We start from the raw sequence: 17,433 nt of genomic DNA on the forward strand, positions 1-17,433 counted from the left end.
CATAATAGCCCGATATTACGCCCTGAGGGTCGCACTAATTGCTGAAAATGACAAGCAGTGCCCAGGCCAGGCTGGCCAGCGCCACCAGGTTCTGCAGCGTCGTGAAACGGCGTGCCTGGACACCCTCTAGGTCGAACCCCTGCTTGGTGAACCGGTACCCCTCCTCGCAGGCCCAGCGATCCAGGTAAGCCTGAATCATCCGCTCGCCTTGGCGGCGACCACGCACCGGGCGCGTCGTCACCAGCACCAGGCGCTCCGACTTCTCATGATCGACAACGATCATCCACAGCGGCGTCTCCGGATGCTCCCGCAGTGTGACCTTGGTGATGCCGAACCGCACCGGGATATGCTGCCCACGGCGCAAGTGGCCGCGGTGCTTCAGTGGCAGATCTCGGGCAATCTGCTGCGACGTCTTGGCGGTATCTCGCCACTGCCAGAAGCGCTGATTGGCGGCCCGGACCAGCACATGACGCTCGGCGCGCAGCCAGGCATCCCACAGCCGCCCTCGATCGCCGCCACGATCGATGACCCACAGTGGCCGGCCCTCCACATGGCGCTGCACGGTATCCATCACGCTCAGGATATCGGTGTTTTCACTGCGGTAGCCGCCGCGAGCCGGCGATAGCAGCCGCGTGAGCAGTGGCCAGGTGGTGCCCCGCTTCAGGTCGCGTGCCACCACGCTGATCAGCGGATAACCGCCGACGATCTCGCCGGTATCACCGTCGCGAACGCGGGTTCGGTATTCACTGGTCGGGGCGCCATCCCGGTTCAGGTCGCCCGGATCGATGGCCAGCACCATGTCATCGGTGATATAGGGCGTGATCCGCTGGAGCTGCAGTTGCTCCGCGGCCCAGGCAAGCTCGCTGTGCCGGGACAGCATGCGCGACAACCGCTTCTGCGTGTGGTGTAGCCGACAGGGTTCCTTCAAGGCGCGGGCGATCTCGGCCTGGCGCAAACTACCGCTGGCCAGGATGCCAAAGAGCGTTTCTGCCGCCAGCTTCACGACGGGTCGAGCGAGGTGATCCGACAGGTCGTCACACCAGTCGATCAGGCGAGCTTTCCATTTGGCGCGGTCTTTGGCATCTTGAAGCATCGGGGCTTTCCTTTTGGTTCATGGTGTTAGGGGTAACAACATGATACCGGCGGGAAAGCCCCGATCTCGTTGATAGCACTGAAATTTTCAACGCTATTCAGGCAGTTACAGCACCACCTGTGGAAAAGTGGGGAGACGCTAGGCCTAAGGTACGTTACCCTTGGGGGAGTCCACTTGATAAGGAGTGCTCATGGATTGGAATCCGGCCTACACCTGGCTAGTCATCGCGCTGCTGCTCAGTCTCGGCGAGCTGACCTCTGGCGCCATGGTCCTCCTGGCGCTGGGCATCGCCGCCGCCTTGACCGCCGCCGTCACCGCGCTGGGGCTGACACTGCCCTGGCAACTGCTCAGCATGGGCATCTTCGCGGGTATTCTGGTGCCCGTGGGCGTGATGGTGATTCGCCCGCGCTTTTCGCCCAAGGGGGTCGCCTACGGCACCACCGGTACCGGTGTGGAAAAGAACCAACACTATGTCACCCTGACCCGCGACTTCGATAATGCCACCGGCATCAAGGTCAATGGCGACTTCTATCGACTACGCGTGCTGGAGAGCGGAGCCACCGAGCTGCCCTCCGGCACTCCGGTGGTGTTCAAACGTTTCGAGGGCACCACCGCCCTGGTCATGCTGGCCCCTGCCAGCAACCCGGTTCCCCAGGACGACCATTCGCAACACAAGGAGCTTTAACCATGGATCTACCCATCAGCCCAGGCCTGTTGATCAGCCTGATCATCGTGGTCATCGGTATTCTGATCATTTCCAAGGGCTTGGTGATCGTTCGCCAATCGGAAGTCATGGTGATCGAGCGACTAGGCTCGTTTCACCGGGTGCTGGAGAGCGGCATCAACATCATCATTCCCTTTATCGAGCAGCCCCGCGCCATCACCATGATTCGCTACAAGAAGATGGGCGAGGAGTATCACCCCATCACCAGCGATGAAATTCGTATCGACCGTCGGGAAACCGTCATGGACTTTCCGGGCCAGCCGGTCGTGACCACCGACAACGTCACGGTGCGGATCAACGGCGCGCTCTACTATCAGATCATCGACCCCAAGCGAGCAGTCTATGAAGTCGAGAACATGAGCCAGGCCGTGGAGGTACTGGCCAAGACCACGCTGCGTTCGGTGGTCGGCAAGATGGAGCTGGATAAGCTGTTCGAATCCCGGGCCGAGGTGAACAACGAGATTCAGGCTGCCATGGAAGAGCCTGCTTCCAAGTGGGGGGTCAAGATCTCCCGGGTCGAAGTTCAGGACATCGCCATGCCGGAAGAGGTGGAGTCGGCCATGCGTCTGCAAATGGCTGCCGAGCGTAAACGTCGTGCAACGGTCACCGAAGCCGAGGGCGAAAAATCAGCCGCCATTGCCATGGCCCAGGGCCAGCGTGAGTCAGCCATCCTCAACGCCCAGGGCGATAAAGAGTCGGCCATTCTGCGCGCCCAGGGTGAGCAGGAGTCGATCAAGCTGGTGCTCAGCGCCATTGGCGACAGCGACGAGCACAAGCGTACGGTAGTGGGCTATCTGCTTGGCCAGAGCTACATCAAGGTGCTGCCCACCATGGCCAAGGACGGCGAGCGCGTCTTCGTGCCCTACGAATCCTCGGCGCTGCTGGGTTCCATGGGGATGTTCCGTGAAATGGCAGGCTCCCCGGAAGACACCGTGGCCAACCATCTGGATCACGCCAATTCTCGTCAGGGCGGCTTCCGCAGTGGCATCGTGGGGGGCGCTGCTGGCGGCCAATCGTAGCCATACCCGCGAGGCCAGCGTCAGCGCTGGCCTCGTCTGTTCTCTCTTCTCTCTTCTCCTCTAACGCCCCAGCCGGGTCAGCCCTCGTGGCGCCGAAATGCGAAAGAACCGCTCGACCACCTCACTGTCCCCCGCTGGAGTGACCAGCGACACGGCAAAAAAGAGCGGCAGATTGACCATCAGCCCCCAGAATCCGGCATGAATCCCCAACGGGTGTGGCCACACGGCGGTGAATGCCACCGTTACCATGAAGCCCGCCACGATGCCCGCCATGACACCCAGCTTCGACGCTCTGGGCCAAAAGAACATGCCGATGAACGCAGGCAGCACTTGAGAAGCAAACCCCAGCCCCACCAGCAGAATCATCACCAGGCTTCCCGGCTCGGCAATCGCCAGCGGCGCAATCACCAGCGCCATGATGGGCAGGATCAACCAGCGTGCCACTTTGGCCGTCGTACCATCGGACAACCCCAGCAAAGGCTGCAGGACATCCTTGCTCATGGAGAGGGAGACCGAATGTATGAACGGCTCACTCGACGACATGGCGGCTGCCAGCGTGCCTGCCCCCAACAGTCCGACCAGCACCACCGGCAAGTGCTGCATGGCATACTCCAGCACGACGGAGTCTGCCCGTGCCAGCTCCGGCAATGAAAAGATACCGATGAAACCCACGGTGACCATGGGCAAAATCACGATGTAGTAGGTCGGCAGCCAGGTCGCACTACGGCGTATCGTGCGTGCCGAGGAAGCACTCATCCACTGGGTCCATACGGGCGGCATGAATGACAACATCGAAACGATGATCGAAGTGGTCCAGAAACTGAAGCTCATGTCGCCCGCCGCTCCAGGCAGCGTCAGAAACTCCCCGTGGTCAGTCTGAATACGCTCGAACACAGCCGCAAAACTCACGCTGCCCGTCGCACTCTGCATCGCCCAAAGCCCGACGGCCCAGGCCACGACCAGCATCAGCGCCCCTTGAAACGCGTTGGTGCGCCCAATCGCGCGCTGACCGCTGGCGCACAGATACACGGCGATACACGCCAGCACCAGCACCACCCCCAGCCACACCGGAATGGCCCCGCCGCTCATCACGAAGAGAATGTATGCCGACCCCACCGTTTGCAGCACCGCATAGGCAATCGAGCCTACCGCCATGACGCTGGCCGCCAGCGCGCCCAGCGCCACACTCTGGTAGCGGTCGGCAATGGCACTGGCCTGGGTGACATGGCCAAACTGCTTGCCGAACTGCCATACCTTGGGCCCGAAATACCAGGCCACCAGCGCCAGATAGGCCAGGTAAACGGCCACGTAGAACACTGCCACGCCTTTGGAGTAGGCCCAGCCGGGCGCGCCCATGAAGGTGTAGGCACTGACGCTGCCGGCCGCTATCAGCAGGTACAGCGTGACAGGCCCCATGCTGCGCCCTGCCACCCCCCACTCCTCCAGGCTATTCATGGAACGGCCCGCTCGGGCGCGCAGGCCAAGCAGCATGGCAGCGGCCACATACAGCAGCGTGATGGTCAGCGGCCAGAGGCTACTCATGGTCGTCACGCTCCACGATGCGATTGCCCACCAGCATGACGACCACGCAGGCCAATATGATCACGTAGCTCCACACCACCAGCAGCGGCAACCCCATGACCAGCGTCGCTCGGTTGACCCAGCCAATGACCGGCCAGATTCCAGCACCGACCAGCCCCACAAACGCTACCAACAACCACCAGCCCGCACGGGAGGTAGGCAATACCCATAAACGTCGCATCACGATTCCATTTGAGTGAACATGCCGCTGCCCAACCAGGCAGCCTCTCGGCGTCGAACGCCACCCCAGGCGCAGGGCCATTGTCACGGCGGCGTCACGGCACTATGGCAGATTGACCTTACCCTGCCAGCCGCCAAGTCGCCTAACATGAAGATTCTAATGCTTTCCGACGTGTACTTCCCGCGCGTTAACGGCGTTTCCACTTCGATCGAGAGCTTCCGCAACGCCCTGGAGCGCCAGGGCCACGAAGTGCACCTGATCTGCCCCGACTACCCTGCTCACACAGCTCAGGAGCCGCGCACCTGGCGCATCGACTCACGCGGGGTCATCGGCGATCCTGAAGACCGCATGATGCGGTACCAGCGCATCATGGCGATGGCCAGTTCCCTGGCCTGCCTGAAGTTCGACCTGATTCATGTGCATACGCCTTTCGTGGCGCATTATGCAGGCATTGCCTTGGGTAAACGGCTGAACGTTCCGGTGGTGGGCACCTACCACACGCTTTTCGAAGAGTATCTTCATCATTACGTGCCAGGACTGCCGCGCCGCAGCCTGCGGTTTGCCGCTCGACGCTTTTCGGTGCACCAATGCCACCAGCTCGCTGCCGTGATCGCACCATCGTCGGCCATGGCCAACACGCTGAAAACCTACGGCGTTCAGTCACCTATCGCGACGATTGCTACCGGTTTGTCACTTGACCGCTTCGTCACCAGTACGGCAGGTGGGCACTTTCGGGAGCGCCACGGCCTCCCCACCCAAGGACACTTGCTGCTGTTCGTGGGCCGTGCCGCCTATGAAAAGAACATCGGCTTTCTGATCGACATGCTACCCAAGGTACGCCAACGGCACCCGGATACCTGCCTGGTAATCGTAGGAGAAGGGCCTGCCTTGGCATCGTTGAAACGCCAAGCAACGCAAGCAGGATTGGCAGAGGCGGTGTTTTTCGTGGGCTACCTGTCCCGCGATGGCGCCTTGCAGGATGCATATCGAGCCGCCGACGCCTTCGTGTTTGCCTCCCCCACCGAAACACAAGGGTTGGTACTGCTGGAAGCCATGGCCTTGGGAACGCCTGTGGTTTCTACTGCGGCCATGGGCACGCTGGACGTATTGCAACAAGGCGAAGGCTGCCTGATCGCGGAAGCACACCCTGCTCGCTTCGCAGAGCACGTCAATTGCCTGCTCACCAATGACATCCTGCGCCGCTACCTAGGCCAACGCGGCCAGGCCTATGCCCAGCGCTGGAGCGAAGAGAGCAAAGCAGAAACACTGGCAGCCCTCTATGAACAGCTGTGCCCCAGCGTGCTGGCCACCACGGCGGCTTGATGCGCCTCGTCGGCGAGGCGCGAGAGGGCCGATGACTTGCCTATGACACCCCAATGGCGTGCGGCACGGGTGTTTCGATAAGGATTTGGCCTGTTTATCGGGCAAGGCTATCGAGACTAGTTATCCAAGAGCCTGTTATCGAGGAGCCTGTTATCGAGAAGCCTGTTATCGAGAGAGCTCCTGGCGCACGATGTCGGCACCTGCGCTCAATGCCTTCAGCTTGCCTTGCGCCACTTTGCGCGGCAGGGGCGTCATGCCGCAGTTGGTGCAGGGGTAGAGCTTGTCGGCGTCTACAAAGCGTAGCGCCTTGCGCAGGGTATCGGCGACTTGTTCCGGGGTTTCGACGGTGTGGGTGGCCACGTCGATGGCCCCGACCATCACCTTCTTGCCGCGAATCAGCTCGATCAGCTCCATGGGCACGTGGGAGTTCTGGCACTCCAGCGAGACGATGTCGATGTTCGAGGCCTGCAGTTTGGGGAAGATTTCCTCGTACTGGCGCCACTCGGACCCCAGCGTCTTCTTCCAATCGGTGTTGGCCTTGATGCCGTAGCCGTAGCAGATATGCACGCCGGTCTCGCAGGTGACGCCTTCGATGGCTTTTTCCAAGGCGGCGATGCCCCAGTCGTTCACCTCATCGAAGAACACATTGAAGGCGGGCTCATCGAACTGAATGATGTCTACCCCCGCCGCCGCCAGATCACGGGCTTCCTGGTTGAGAATCTTGGCAAATTCCCAGGCGAGTTTTTCACGGCTCTTGTAGTGGCCGTCATAGAGGGTGTCGACCATGGTCATGGGGCCTGGCAGCGCCCACTTGATGGGCTGGTCGGTCTGCTGACGCAGGAATTTGGCATCGTCGACGAATACCGGTTTTTCCCGCGAGACAGGGCCCAGCACCGAAGGCACGCTGGCCTCGTAGCGATCACGGATCTTGACCGTCTTGCGCTGCTCGAAATCGACACCATCGAGGTGCTCGATGAACGTTGTCACGAAGTGCTGGCGGGTTTGCTCGCCGTCGCTGACGATGTCGATGCCTGCCTGACGCTGATCGTGCAGGCACGCCCGCAGCGCATCCTGCTTGCCTTCCACCAGCTCGTCGCCCTGCAGTTTCCAGGGGGACCAGAGCGTCTCGGGCTCGGCCAGCCAGGCGGGCTTGGGCAAACTACCGGCGGTCGAGGTGGGCAACAGTGTCTTCATAAGAAATAACCTTCATGATGAGGGGATCAAAGGGCGTAATCGGCCGACCACTTGTCGAGTATTTGGCGGAAGGGCTTGATGAAATATTGCTCGGTAAAGCGCCCCTGCTCGATGGCCAGTTGGCTGCGCTCTTCACGGTCGTACACGATGCGCGTCAGCGAGTAGTCCTGGTGCTTCAGGCTAGGCTGATAGAGCTTGCCTGCCGCCGAGTTGGCGTTATAGATCTCGGGGCGGTAAATCTTCTGAAACGTCTCCATGGTGCTGATGGCGCTGATCAGTTCAAGGTCGGTGTAATCGGCCAGCAGGTCGCCGGAGAAATAGAACGCCAATGGCGCCACGCTATGGGGCGGCATGAAGTAGCGCACCTGCAGGCCCATCTTGGCGAAGTAGAAATCCGTGAGCGACGGCTCGTCGTTGACGTACTCGACGCCCAGCACGGGGTGGCAATTTTCCGTCTGACGATACACCTTGCTGTGGGACACGCTCAGGCAGATGACCGGCGCCTTGCTGAACGATGCGCGGTAGGCGTCGGAATGAATGAAACGCTTGAACAGCTTGCCATGCAGGTCGCCAAACCCTTCCGGGATGCCAAACTCCGAGCGCCCCTGATTGTGCTCGGCTAGCCACACGCTGAAGTCGTAGTCGCGAACATAGGAAGAGAAATTGTTCCCCATCATGCCCTCGATGCGCTTGTCGAGATGCTGATCGATGATGGTCGTCTTCAGCATTTCAATCGCGGGGAAGGCATCGCTCGCGTTTGCCATGTTCAGCTCGCCGGTGATGATATCCAGCTCGACGGCGTAGCGATCTGCCCTGGGGTTATCCCAATGCGCCAGGGTATTGAAGCGGTTGTTGATCATGGTCAGCGCATTGCGCAGGTTTTCCTGGCAGCGCTCGCCTCTCGCCAGATTGGCGAAGTTGGTCGTGGTACGCGTGCTCTCGGCAGGACGGTAGTTTTCGTCGAACCGGACGCTCTTGATATCGAAGGTAAAGTCGTAGCTCATCGCGAACAAACACCCTGTTGGTCGAGATTGGCGACGGCGCCGCAATGCAGCTCAGCGCTCGATGCCATATGTGACGTTTCGATACACGGGCGTTAGCGCCACGTCATCGAAGAGGATGTGTTCTTTATGCCAGACCACCACATGAATGAAAAGCGACATTAATTCAACTCATCATGAGAGAATCTCATGATGGGCTGTGTGGCAGGGCGCTTACCCCTGTTGAAACGGATACACCGAGCCAATGTTCAGCAGCTGCGTCAGCTCATCCAGCGCGGTGAGGACTTCCGTGGCCAGCTGCGGGTCGGCCAGGTCGTCGGTGGCGAGGCGGTCGCGGTAGTGGCGGCTCACCCAGGCGGTGAGGTCGTTATAGAGCGCATCGTCGAGCAGCACGCGGCCGCTGAGGGCTGCGCGCTCGGCGTCGCTGAGTACCACGCGCAGGCGCAGGCAGGCGGGGCCGCCGCCGTTGCGCATGCTCTGCTTCACGTCCTTGACGATCACTTCGCCAATGGGGTTATTGCCTGCCAGGATGAAATCCTGCAGCGTGCGCCACACGGCTTCCCGCTCCTGACACTCGCTGGGCACCACCAGGGTCATGGTGCCATCCGGGTTGGAAAGCAGCTGGGAGTTGAACAGGTACGACGCCACCGCGTCTTCCATGCTCACCGCTTCCGCCGAGACCCGAATGGGAATCAGCGGCGTACTCATTTTGGCGCGTAGCTCGTCCAGGGTCCGCGCCTCGTCCAGAAACGCCATTTCGTGGTAGAGCAGCACCGGGCCGTTGCCCACGGCAATCACATCGTTGTGGAACACGCCCGCATCGATGGCCTCCGGGTGCTGCTGGGCGAACACGGTCTGGGCGTCGCTTAGCCCGTGCTGGCGAGCCACCGCCTGGCTGGCTTCCAGCGTTTGCCGGGCGGGATAGCGCTTGGGCTCGCTGCGCCCGCCGCCAAACGCCTGGCGACCATACACGAACAGGTGCACGCCGGGCTCGCCGTACTCACCGCACAACCGGGTATGGTTAGCCGCCCCTTCATCGGAAAACGCGGGAGTGGCGGGCAGCACCGGGTGGTGGGCGAAGTGCTGCTCATCGCGGAAAATCGCCTGGAGTACGCGCCCCGTGGTGCGCGGCTCCAGGTAGCGGTGGAAGCTCGACTGCAGGTTGGCCGGGGTAAAGTGTACCCGACCATCCGGCGCATCCACGCCAGGCGTAATGGTGCCCGCGTTGGCGGTCCACATGCTGGAAGCCGAGCACACCGCCCGCAGCAGCTGTGGCGCTTGCTGCGCCGCTCGAGCGAGGATATCTCGGTTGCTGCCGCTGAAGCCCAAGTCGCGCAGCGCGCCCAGGTCCGGCCGCTGCTGCGGGGGCAGAACGCCCTGGGCGTAGCCTGCATCCATCAGCGACTTCATCTTGGCCAGCCCCTGCAGCGCGCCCTCTCGGGGGTTGGAGACCAGGCCCCCGTGGCTCATGGAGGCCACATTACCGTGGGCCAGTCCCGAGTAGTTGTGGGTCAGCCCGACCAGGCCGTCGAAGTTGACTTCCCGAATGCTGTGGACGCTCATAGAGTGACTCCCGGTGGCAGGGTTTCCGGCATTTCCAGACTGTCGGCCTCCATGGAGGCAACGGGGTAGGCGCAGTAGTCGGCGGCATAAAAAGCGCTGGGGCGGTGATTGCCGCTATCGCCTACGCCGCCGAAGGGCGCGTCACCCGATGCCCCCGTGGTCTGGCGGTTCCAGTTCACGATGCCTGCGCGAATACGCAGCAGGAAGTCGTCCCAATCCGCCTGTTCGCCGCCGATCAACCCCGCCGAAAGGCCGTAGCGGGTGTCGTTGGCCAGTGCCAACGCCTCGTCCCAATCGGCATAGCGATGGATTTTCAGCAGCGGGCCAAAGTGCTCCTCATCGGGCACCTTTAGGCCGGTCACGTCGATCAGCGCGGGGCTGAGCAGGCTGGTGTTCTCTGCCAGGCGCTGCATACGGTTGATCACCGTGCCGCCCATGGCTTCCAGTTCGTCCTGCGCCTTGAGCAGGCCATCGGCCGCGGCCACGCTCACCAGGCCGCCATAGAACGGCGCGGGCTCCTCCTCGAACTGCCCGGCCACGTGCAGCCTGGCAATTGCCTCGGAGAGCGCGTCGATGAGACGATCTCCCACCTCCCCTTGGGGAATCATCAGACGACGAGCACAGGTGCAGCGCTGGCCGCCGGAAAGAAACGCCGACTGCAAAATGGTCAGGACGGCTGCGCGCTGATCATCCACCTCCTTGACCACCAGCGGGTTGTTGCCCCCCAGCTCCAGGGCGAGGATTTTATCCAGCTGCCCGGCAAACTGCTGCTGCAACAGGCCGCCCACTTTGGCGCTGCCGGTAAACAGCAGGCCATCGATACCCGGATGGGCAGAGAGCGCCTGCCCCACGGCCACGCCGCCTTGTACCAGGTTGATCACCCCGGCGGGCAAGCCGGCTTCCAGCCAGCACTGCAGGGTCAAATCCGCGGTGAGCGGGGTCTGGTCGCTGGGCTTGAACACCACCGTGTTACCCGCCAACAGCGCGGGCACCATGTGGCCGTTGGGCAGGTGCCCGGGGAAGTTATAGGGGCCGAACACGGCCATCACCCCGTGGGGCCGGTGGCGCAGGACCGCTCTGGCGGTACCCAGCTCTTTTTCACGTTCGCCGGTGCGCTCGTGGTACGCCTTGATGGAGAGTGCCACCTTGCCCACCATGGCTCCGACTTCGGTACGCGCTTCCCATAGCGGCTTGCCGGTTTCTGCGGCAATCGCCACGGCGAGGTCTTCCTGGTGCGCCTTGAGCACCTCGACGAACCGCTCCACCAGCGCCTGACGCTCGGCAAAGGGAGTGCGCGCCCAACCGGGGAAGGCGGCCCTGGCGGCCTCGACTGCCCGCCCCACCTGGGGCTGCGACGCCGAAGCGCCTTGCCAGAGCAGCGTACCTGCCACGGGGTCGTGCTTGGTCACGGGGGCGGCCTCGCCGACCACCCAGGCCCCATCGATCAACTGCTGCTGTTGGGCGGGCATACGCGGGGTGCGTGCGTTCGGGTTATGCATGACGCTCTCCTTTGCTGAGCCGGGTAGTCGGGTAGTCGGGTACGTGGGCAGATCAGGTTTCCAGCAGACGCAGCGTGTCGCCCGTGGCGACGCCCAGCCGCTTGGCCTCCTGAGGGGTCAGGACGACGGTGCTTTCATCAGCGGGACCTCGGCCAATCCAGCCAGCGGTAAAGTGCTGCATCTGAGTGGTGGCCGCCAGCCAGCGGCTGACGCTTTCTGCGGCAGCGTCGGGCGACACCTCCACCTGATAGCAGCGTGAATTGCGGATCGCTCGCACATCATCGATATAGGCTTCCACCGTGGGGCCGCCGTCGAAGATGTCGATGTAGCCTTCCCAACGCAGCCCCTCTTTCTTGAGCATTTCCAGCGCCGGGCGGGTGTGGCGATGTACCTGACCAATACAGGCCCGCGCCTCTTCCGACATGAACGTGGTGTAAATGGGAAACTTGGGCATCAGCTCGCCAATGAAGCTTTTCTGACCCAGACCAGTCAGCCGGTCTGCCTCGCTGAAATCCATGGGGAAGAAGTGCTTGCCCAGGCTTTGCCAGAACGGGCTGACGTTGTTTTCATCGAACACGCCGCGCATTTCGGCGAGCACCTTCTCGGGAAAACGGTCGCGGAACTGGGCCATGAACAGCCAGCGCGCCTTGGAAAGCAGCGCACCGTTGCGCAAATGCTTGTTGGCCTCGCCACGATACTCCGGGCGCAGGAACAGCGAGCACACCTCGGCATCGCCGGTATGGTCCGAGCTCAAAAACAGCGTGTCGATGGTGCGATGCAGGTCGAGCTGTACCGAAGAGTGAGCCAGGGTGCCAAGCCGATAGTTGTAGAACGGCACTTCACGCCCCACCTGACCCTCAATGGCGCAGCAGCCTGCCAGCTCGCCGTTGGTGTCATCTTCCAGTACAAAAAAGTAGAGCCGGTCGTCCACTGGCGTGCGCTCTTCGAACGCGCGGGCGGCGGCGTCAATCTTGCCCGCCAGGAACTCCCGGTTATCCGGCAGCGAGGTAAAGCCAACGCCTGCCTGCTGCGCCAGCGCCTGGAGCCCATCCAGATCATCACGGGCAATGGGGCGAATGCGCATTACATCTCTCCTTCATCGAGCGCATCGAGGGCGCTGGGCAGGGCTAACGGTGCCGCCAATACGGCGCGCCCCTCTTCCACCCCCAGGCGCTGCGCATGCTGCGGGGAAAGCACCAGCTGTCCGGTGGGCGAAAGCGCATAGCGCGCCACGATGCAGCGAAAATCGCTCAGCGTCTGGTTGGCGATCATCGCCGGTTCGGCATCCGGCAAGGCATGCTCCGGGCGCACCCGCACCGGGTGCCAGGCAGCACGACGACAGGTTTCCAGCCGTTCGCGCTCGGCCTTGACGATGGGCCCAGCATCGAAAATATCCACATGCCGGGAGCGGACGAAGCCTTCCGCCAGCATTTCCGCCAGCGCCGCTTCGTGGGCCGGATGTTCACGACCAATGGCTGCCCTGGCGGGCGGCGTCAATAGCGGCAGGTAGAGCGGAAACTGGGGCATCACCTCGGCGATGAAGCTTTTCGAGCGCACCCCGGCCATGTGGTTCATCGCCTGGAAACCGCGGGCAAAGAAGTGGCGGCCCACGCTCTCCCAGAAGGGTGATTCATTCTGGCGATCCAGGTAGCCCGGAAATGCCACGGCGAGAATCCGCGAGAAGCGCTCCGGGTACTGGGCAATGAACATCAGCCTCGCCCGCCGCAGCAGGCTCTCGGCGCTGGTGCCCTTGTAACGCGGGTTGAGCGACAGCGCACAGAGCAGCGTGGCGTCCGAGACCTCGTGGGACAGCGCCAGGGTCTGTACTTCCCGGCGCACGTTGAGCTGCTGGGAGGCGTGGATCAGCGTCTCCTGGCGGTAGGTGTAGTAGGCCTCGGCGGCCCCCGCCTGGGCGCGAATAGTGGCGGTACCGAGTACCTCATGACGATGATCGTCCGCCAGCACGAACATGTACTGCTCGTTACCCGGAAAATCGACCTCGCTGCCAAACGCCTCCTGGGAGCGCAGGATGCGCTCCTCTAACCGCTCACGGTTGGCAGGCAGGTTGGTCAGCCGAGGAACGGCGTGCTCGGCCAGCTGTTCCAGGGCAGGCAGGTCAGCCAGAGTGACCGGACGGATAACCAGCATGCTCAACGCTCCTTCTGGTAACGCTTGCGGCCTGCTCATGCGCTGGCAACAAGGCGCTCGATGGCTCGTTCGAGACGCGCCATGCCTTCGGCGATGTCGGCCTCGGGGATCACCAGCGACGGCGCCATGCGCAGCACATTGGGACCTGCGATCAGCGCCATCACACCCTCTTCCATGGCCAGCGGCAGGATATCCTTGGCGCGACCTTCGAAGGCATCGGACATCTGTGCACCCATCAACAGCCCCATGCCGCGGATCTCCTTGAACACGCCGTGCTTGCGGTTGATGGTTTCCAGGTGCTCACGGAACAGGTCGTGACGCTGCTTGACCCCTTGCAGCACTTCGGGGGTGTCGATGAACTCGACCGCCGCCAGGGCCACCGCCGATGCCAGCGCATTGCCGCCGTAAGTGGAGCCATGGGTACCGATCACCAGCGACTGGGCAATGGCGTCGGTGGTCAAGGTGGCACCGATCGGGAAGCCACCGCCCAGCGATTTGGCGCTGGTGAGAATGTCCGGAGTGATGCCGAAGTTCTTGTAGGCATACAGCTCGCCGCTGCGGCCAACGCCGGTTTGCACTTCATCGAAAATCAGCAGCGCGTTGTGCTCGTCGCACAGATCGCGCAGGCCCTGCAGGAACTCCTGGGTGGCGGGCACGATGCCGCCTTCCCCCTGCATGGGCTCGACCATGATGGCGCAGGTGTCATCGCCCACCAGCTTGCGCACGCTCTCCAGGTCGTTGAAGTTGGCGTGCAGAATGCCGCCGGGCACCGGGCCAAAGCCCTGGGAGTATTTTGGCTGCCCGCCCACGCTCACGGTGAAGAAGGTGCGGCCATGGAACGACTGGTAGAACGAGATGATCTTGTCCTTGTGCTCGCCGTGGTGATCCACCGCCCAGCGGCGCGCCAGCTTCAGCGCCGCCTCGTTGGCTTCACCGCCGGAAGAGCACAGGAATACCTTGTCGGCGAAGGTGCGCTCGGTGAGCGTCCTGGCCAGCTTGAGCGCAGGCTCGTTGGTGAACACGTTGGACAAGTGCCAGAGCTTCTCGCCCTGCTCTTTCAGCGCATTGACCAGTACCGGGTGGCAGTGGCCCAGCGAGTTCACCGCAATCCCCCCGGCAAAATCGATGTATTCACGGCCTTGCTGATCCCACAGGCGGCTGCCTTCACCACGCACCGGAATGCTCTGTTGCGGTGAGTAGTTGGGCATCATGTAGTGGTCGAAATCCTGGCGACTTGGGGTGTGGCTCATGAAACAAATCCTCCGGTGGAGTCAGCGATGACATCAGTATACGAGGGGCGGTGGCCGCCCTGCTTTCACGATTGGGACGCTAAATTATGAAAAGCTGCGCCTACCCCAGCCGCTCTTCCCGCGGGGTGATCCCAAAGTGGTTACGGTAGGCGGTGGAAAAGTGCGCGCCCGAGGAGAAACCGGTCATCAGGGCAATGTCGCCCACGGGACGGTCGCTCTCTCTGAGCTGTTTGCGGGCTTCCTGCAGCCGCAAGTCCAGATAATAACGGCTGGGCACCGCCTGCAGGAACTTCTTGAACAGCCGCTCCAACTGACGCCGGGAAATGCCCAGGTGTTCGGCCAGTTCCAGGGTCGAAAGCGGCTCTTCGATATTGGCTTCCATCAGCGTGACCGCATCCACCAGGCTTTGCGGGGCGTGGCCTAGGCGGTGGCGCAGGGGTACGTGCTGGCGCTCATCGGCAAGGCGAATGCGATCGCACACGAACTGCTCCGAGACCTGCTCTGCCAGCCGTGGGCCGTGATGCTTGCCGATCAGCGTCAGCATCATGTCCATGGCGGCGGTGCCGCCCGCGCAGGTCAGACGGTCACGGTCGATCTCGAACAGCTGCTGGGAAAGCGTGACCTGGGGGTACGCCTGAGCAAATGCGGCGAAGCGCTGCCAGGGCAGTGTGGCGCGATAGCCTTCCAGCAGCCCGCAGCGGGCCAGCACTTCGGTGCCCCCCGCCAGACCGCCTAGCGCAACGCCCCTGCCCTGATGACCGCGCAGCCACTCGTGAAGCCTGGCGGACAGTACGTAGGGTAGCGGTGTCGGTGCGCAGACCAGCAGCATGTCCAGCGGCCCAAGAGCGGCTTCCAACGAGTGCTGGGCCAGCAGCGAAAGCTGCGCTGCACTGCGCACGGGCTCGTCATCCAGGCTGAGCGTCACCGTGTGATACAGCATCTGGCCACTGAGCTGATTGGCCATCTGCAGTGGCTCGATGGCGCTGGCATGGGCCAATAACGAAAACCCGGGAAGCAGCACAAAGGCAACCCGCCGACGCTGATCGGGGGAAGGCGTCAACGGCCGAGTGGGCATGTGAAGGTGTGACAAGGTGAGAGGCACTGCATGGAAACCGCCGCTGGCTGTCGAGATAACGTGTTCAAATCAAACGTCATCTTACCCAATTGCGGCGCGGAAGGCAGCGCCATGACCGCAGGAACAAAAACACGGCGCATAAATGCAAATTGCCGGGCCACTGGCCCGGCAAACGAAGGTGCTGCGTCAACCGCCGCTGTTGCCCATGCCAAGGATAACAAAGGCCGCCACCACCAGGCCCAGGCCAATGATCACCACGGGCAGCAGCTTGTGCATGCCACTGGGGGGCTTCTTGGCCTCCGGCTGTTTATGCGGCGCCGCCTTGTCGAAATCTTCGGGCAACCGCTGGTTCAGTACGTGCTCTTTCTCTTCTTCCGGGGTCTTGCTCTCTCTGGTATCCATACTCCACCTCTTCCTGACCGGTTAGATGAAACAGCGCGGCGCTCACTCCGTCGCCCCAAGCGTTACAAGGTTACGACATCGAACGCCACATCGGGGTTCACATCGGCATCGTAGTCCACATCGTCACGTTCGAAGCCAAACAGCTTCAGGAACTCATGCTTGTAACCAGCATAGTCGGTAATGTCGAACAGGTTCTCGGTGGTGACGTTTGGCCACAGGTCCTGACAGGCTTTTTGAACGTCGTCACGCAGCTCCCAGTCGTCCAGACGCAGACGGCCCTGCTCGTCGGTGGCCATCTCACCGGGCTGGCCTGAGTAGAGGCGCTCGCCGAACAGACGGTTCAACTGGTCGATGGTGCCTTCGTGCAGGCCCTGCTCTTTCATGATGCGGTACACCATGGCGATGTACAGCGGCATCACCGGAATCGCCGCGCTGGCCTGGGTAACGACGGATTTCAGCACCGCCACGTTGGCACCGCCGCCGCTCTCTTGCAGCTTGGCATCGATGGCCGCCGCTGCGCGGTCCAGGTCTTCCTTGGCTTTCCCCAGGGCACCGTGCCAGTAGATCGGCCAGGTGATTTCGGTGCCGATATAGCTGAACGCCACGCTGCGGGCACCTTTGGCCAGCACGCCTGCGTCTGCCAGAGCGCTCATCCACAGCTCCCAGTCTTCGCCGCCCATCACGGTGATGGTGTCGTCGATCTCCTGCTGCGTCGCCGGCTCCACCTCGGCTTCGATGATCACGTCCTTGTTGGTATCGATGGCCGTGGCGCGGTAGGTCTCACCGATGGGCTTCAGGCTGGAGCGCTTGAGCTCGCCGGTATCGGGCATCTTGCGCACCGGCGAGGCCAGTGAGTAAACCACCAGGTCGATCTCGCCCATGTCCTGCTTGATCAGCTCGATGGCTTTCTCGCGAGCTTCATGGGAGAACGCATCGCCGTTGATGGACTTGCTGTACAGCCCTTCCTGCTTGGCAAACTTGTCGAAGGCCGCGCTGTTGTACCAGCCCGCCGTGCCGGGCTTCTTCTCGCTGCCGGGCTTTTCGAAGAACACGCCCAGGGTATCGGCACCGTAGCCGAAGGCCGCCGTGATACGCGCCGCCAGGCCGTAGCCGCTGGAAGCCCCGATCACCAGCACTTTCTTCGGGCCCTGGCGCTTGTCCAAACCACGGGCGCGGGTCGCTTCGATCTGTTCGAGAACGTTCTGTTCGCAGCCTTTAGGATGAGTAGTGGTGCAGATAAAGCCCCGAACTTTCGGTTTAATGATCACATTGGACCCCTTCATCGGATGAGTATCATCGGAGCACCCTCGTGCTCACTTGCCAGTAGGCGCTATTCTAGCGGGCCAGGCGCGCCCTGTCCGCTCTTGAGGTTATGGGGGA

16 protein-coding genes are annotated in these 17,433 nt (G+C 62.3%); 3 read left to right on the forward strand and 13 right to left on the reverse strand.

The window, feature by feature from the left end; genetic code table 11:
* Nucleotides 1–34: 34 nt before the first annotated feature.
* Nucleotides 35–1,093 carry a transposase gene (locus RVM27_RS04250; protein WP_016916420.1) on the reverse strand — a complete coding sequence of 353 codons (1,059 nt, stop codon included), beginning with the start codon at nt 1,091–1,093 and terminating at the stop codon, nt 35–37.
* A 190-nt stretch (nt 1,094–1,283) separates the two neighbouring features.
* Between RVM27_RS04250 and RVM27_RS04255 the strand changes: the two genes are divergently transcribed.
* Together RVM27_RS04255 and RVM27_RS04260 are read left to right on the forward strand one after the other, a co-directional pair.
* A complete protein-coding gene (locus RVM27_RS04255) occupies nt 1,284–1,778 on the forward strand; it encodes an NfeD family protein (protein WP_039175771.1) in 495 nt (164 codons plus the stop codon).
* Between the two features lie 2 nt (nt 1,779–1,780).
* The gene (locus RVM27_RS04260) at nt 1,781–2,836 is read left to right on the forward strand and encodes an SPFH domain-containing protein (protein WP_089675134.1); all 1,056 of its coding nucleotides are present in this window, start codon (nt 1,781–1,783) and stop codon (nt 2,834–2,836) included.
* Nucleotides 2,837–2,896: 60 nt separating this feature from the next.
* Here the strand turns inward: RVM27_RS04260 and RVM27_RS04265 are convergent, their stop codons facing one another.
* Together RVM27_RS04265 and RVM27_RS04270 are read right to left on the reverse strand one after the other, a co-directional pair.
* A complete protein-coding gene (locus RVM27_RS04265; RefSeq protein ID WP_498957434.1) occupies nt 2,897–4,378 on the reverse strand; it encodes a sodium:solute symporter family protein in 1,482 nt (493 codons plus the stop codon).
* On the reverse strand, nt 4,371–4,598 hold the full coding sequence (locus tag RVM27_RS04270) for a hypothetical protein (protein ID WP_039175766.1): 228 nt from the start codon (nt 4,596–4,598) through the stop codon (nt 4,371–4,373). The genes RVM27_RS04265 and RVM27_RS04270 overlap by 8 nt, the downstream gene beginning before the upstream one ends.
* Nucleotides 4,599–4,619: 21 nt before the next feature.
* On the opposite strand from RVM27_RS04270, the gene RVM27_RS04275 reads away from it, so the two are divergent.
* Nucleotides 4,620–5,921, forward strand: coding sequence for a glycosyltransferase family protein (locus tag RVM27_RS04275; protein ID WP_498957435.1), 1,302 nt, complete (start codon nt 4,620–4,622; stop codon nt 5,919–5,921).
* Nucleotides 5,922–6,086: 165 nt separating this feature from the next.
* Here the strand turns inward: RVM27_RS04275 and RVM27_RS04280 are convergent, their stop codons facing one another.
* From RVM27_RS04280 to fabV, 10 genes are all read right to left on the reverse strand, one after another.
* Nucleotides 6,087–7,115 (reverse strand): methionine synthase family protein, encoded by a 1,029-nt coding sequence (locus RVM27_RS04280; RefSeq protein ID WP_498957436.1) that lies wholly within the window; start codon nt 7,113–7,115, stop codon nt 6,087–6,089.
* A gap of 26 nt (nt 7,116–7,141) precedes the next feature.
* Nucleotides 7,142–8,119 carry a DUF1852 domain-containing protein gene (locus tag RVM27_RS04285; RefSeq protein WP_081192364.1) on the reverse strand — a complete coding sequence of 326 codons (978 nt, stop codon included), beginning with the start codon at nt 8,117–8,119 and terminating at the stop codon, nt 7,142–7,144.
* A 210-nt stretch (nt 8,120–8,329) separates the two neighbouring features.
* Nucleotides 8,330–9,679 carry an N-succinylarginine dihydrolase gene (gene astB, locus RVM27_RS04290; protein WP_498957437.1) on the reverse strand — a complete coding sequence of 450 codons (1,350 nt, stop codon included), beginning with the start codon at nt 9,677–9,679 and terminating at the stop codon, nt 8,330–8,332.
* The gene (gene astD / locus RVM27_RS04295) at nt 9,676–11,148 is read right to left on the reverse strand and encodes a succinylglutamate-semialdehyde dehydrogenase (protein WP_498957749.1); all 1,473 of its coding nucleotides are present in this window, start codon (nt 11,146–11,148) and stop codon (nt 9,676–9,678) included. The genes astB and astD overlap by 4 nt, the downstream gene beginning before the upstream one ends.
* 82 nt (nt 11,149–11,230) lie before the next feature.
* Nucleotides 11,231–12,262: an arginine N-succinyltransferase gene (astA, locus tag RVM27_RS04300; protein WP_039175757.1), complete on the reverse strand. Its 1,032-nt coding sequence runs from the start codon at nt 12,260–12,262 to the stop codon at nt 11,231–11,233.
* Nucleotides 12,262–13,326 carry an arginine N-succinyltransferase gene (locus RVM27_RS04305; protein WP_498957438.1) on the reverse strand — a complete coding sequence of 355 codons (1,065 nt, stop codon included), beginning with the start codon at nt 13,324–13,326 and terminating at the stop codon, nt 12,262–12,264. The genes astA and RVM27_RS04305 overlap by 1 nt, the downstream gene beginning before the upstream one ends.
* A 35-nt stretch (nt 13,327–13,361) precedes the next feature.
* Nucleotides 13,362–14,576 carry an aspartate aminotransferase family protein gene (locus tag RVM27_RS04310; protein ID WP_100731903.1) on the reverse strand — a complete coding sequence of 405 codons (1,215 nt, stop codon included), beginning with the start codon at nt 14,574–14,576 and terminating at the stop codon, nt 13,362–13,364.
* A 100-nt stretch (nt 14,577–14,676) separates the two neighbouring features.
* Entirely contained in the window at nt 14,677–15,651 is a 975-nt protein-coding gene (locus RVM27_RS04315) for a GlxA family transcriptional regulator (protein WP_287806446.1), read from the reverse strand.
* 186 nt (nt 15,652–15,837) lie between these two features.
* Nucleotides 15,838–16,053: a hypothetical protein gene (locus RVM27_RS04320; RefSeq protein WP_016916408.1), complete on the reverse strand. Its 216-nt coding sequence runs from the start codon at nt 16,051–16,053 to the stop codon at nt 15,838–15,840.
* Between the two features lie 62 nt (nt 16,054–16,115).
* Nucleotides 16,116–17,321, reverse strand: coding sequence for a trans-2-enoyl-CoA reductase family protein (gene fabV, locus RVM27_RS04325; RefSeq protein ID WP_498957439.1), 1,206 nt, complete (start codon nt 17,319–17,321; stop codon nt 16,116–16,118).
* Nucleotides 17,322–17,433: the final 112 nt, after the last annotated feature.

This window comes from Halomonas sp. KM007 (assembly GCF_050709225.1).
Taxonomy (GTDB): domain Bacteria; phylum Pseudomonadota; class Gammaproteobacteria; order Pseudomonadales; family Halomonadaceae; genus Vreelandella; species Vreelandella hamiltonii.

Excerpts from the sequence above, each read along its gene's own strand:
- RVM27_RS04250 (WP_016916420.1), bottom strand. The coding sequence starts at position 1,093 with ATGCTTCAAGATGCCAAAGACCGCGCCAAATGGAAAGCTCGCCTGATC.
- RVM27_RS04255 (WP_039175771.1), top strand. The coding sequence starts at position 1,284 with ATGGATTGGAATCCGGCCTACACCTGGCTAGTCATCGCGCTGCTGCTC.
- RVM27_RS04260 (WP_089675134.1), top strand. The coding sequence starts at position 1,781 with ATGGATCTACCCATCAGCCCAGGCCTGTTGATCAGCCTGATCATCGTG.
- RVM27_RS04265 (WP_498957434.1), bottom strand. The coding sequence starts at position 4,378 with ATGAGTAGCCTCTGGCCGCTGACCATCACGCTGCTGTATGTGGCCGCT.
- RVM27_RS04270 (WP_039175766.1), bottom strand. The coding sequence starts at position 4,598 with ATGCGACGTTTATGGGTATTGCCTACCTCCCGTGCGGGCTGGTGGTTG.
- RVM27_RS04275 (WP_498957435.1), top strand. The coding sequence starts at position 4,620 with ATGCCGCTGCCCAACCAGGCAGCCTCTCGGCGTCGAACGCCACCCCAG.
- RVM27_RS04280 (WP_498957436.1), bottom strand. The coding sequence starts at position 7,115 with ATGAAGACACTGTTGCCCACCTCGACCGCCGGTAGTTTGCCCAAGCCC.
- RVM27_RS04285 (WP_081192364.1), bottom strand. The coding sequence starts at position 8,119 with ATGAGCTACGACTTTACCTTCGATATCAAGAGCGTCCGGTTCGACGAA.
- astB (WP_498957437.1), bottom strand. The coding sequence starts at position 9,679 with ATGAGCGTCCACAGCATTCGGGAAGTCAACTTCGACGGCCTGGTCGGG.
- astD (WP_498957749.1), bottom strand. The coding sequence starts at position 11,148 with ATGCCCGCCCAACAGCAGCAGTTGATCGATGGGGCCTGGGTGGTCGGC.
- astA (WP_039175757.1), bottom strand. The coding sequence starts at position 12,262 with ATGCGCATTCGCCCCATTGCCCGTGATGATCTGGATGGGCTCCAGGCG.
- RVM27_RS04305 (WP_498957438.1), bottom strand. The coding sequence starts at position 13,326 with ATGCTGGTTATCCGTCCGGTCACTCTGGCTGACCTGCCTGCCCTGGAA.
- RVM27_RS04310 (WP_100731903.1), bottom strand. The coding sequence starts at position 14,576 with ATGAGCCACACCCCAAGTCGCCAGGATTTCGACCACTACATGATGCCC.
- RVM27_RS04315 (WP_287806446.1), bottom strand. The coding sequence starts at position 15,651 with ATGCCCACTCGGCCGTTGACGCCTTCCCCCGATCAGCGTCGGCGGGTT.
- RVM27_RS04320 (WP_016916408.1), bottom strand. The coding sequence starts at position 16,053 with ATGGATACCAGAGAGAGCAAGACCCCGGAAGAAGAGAAAGAGCACGTA.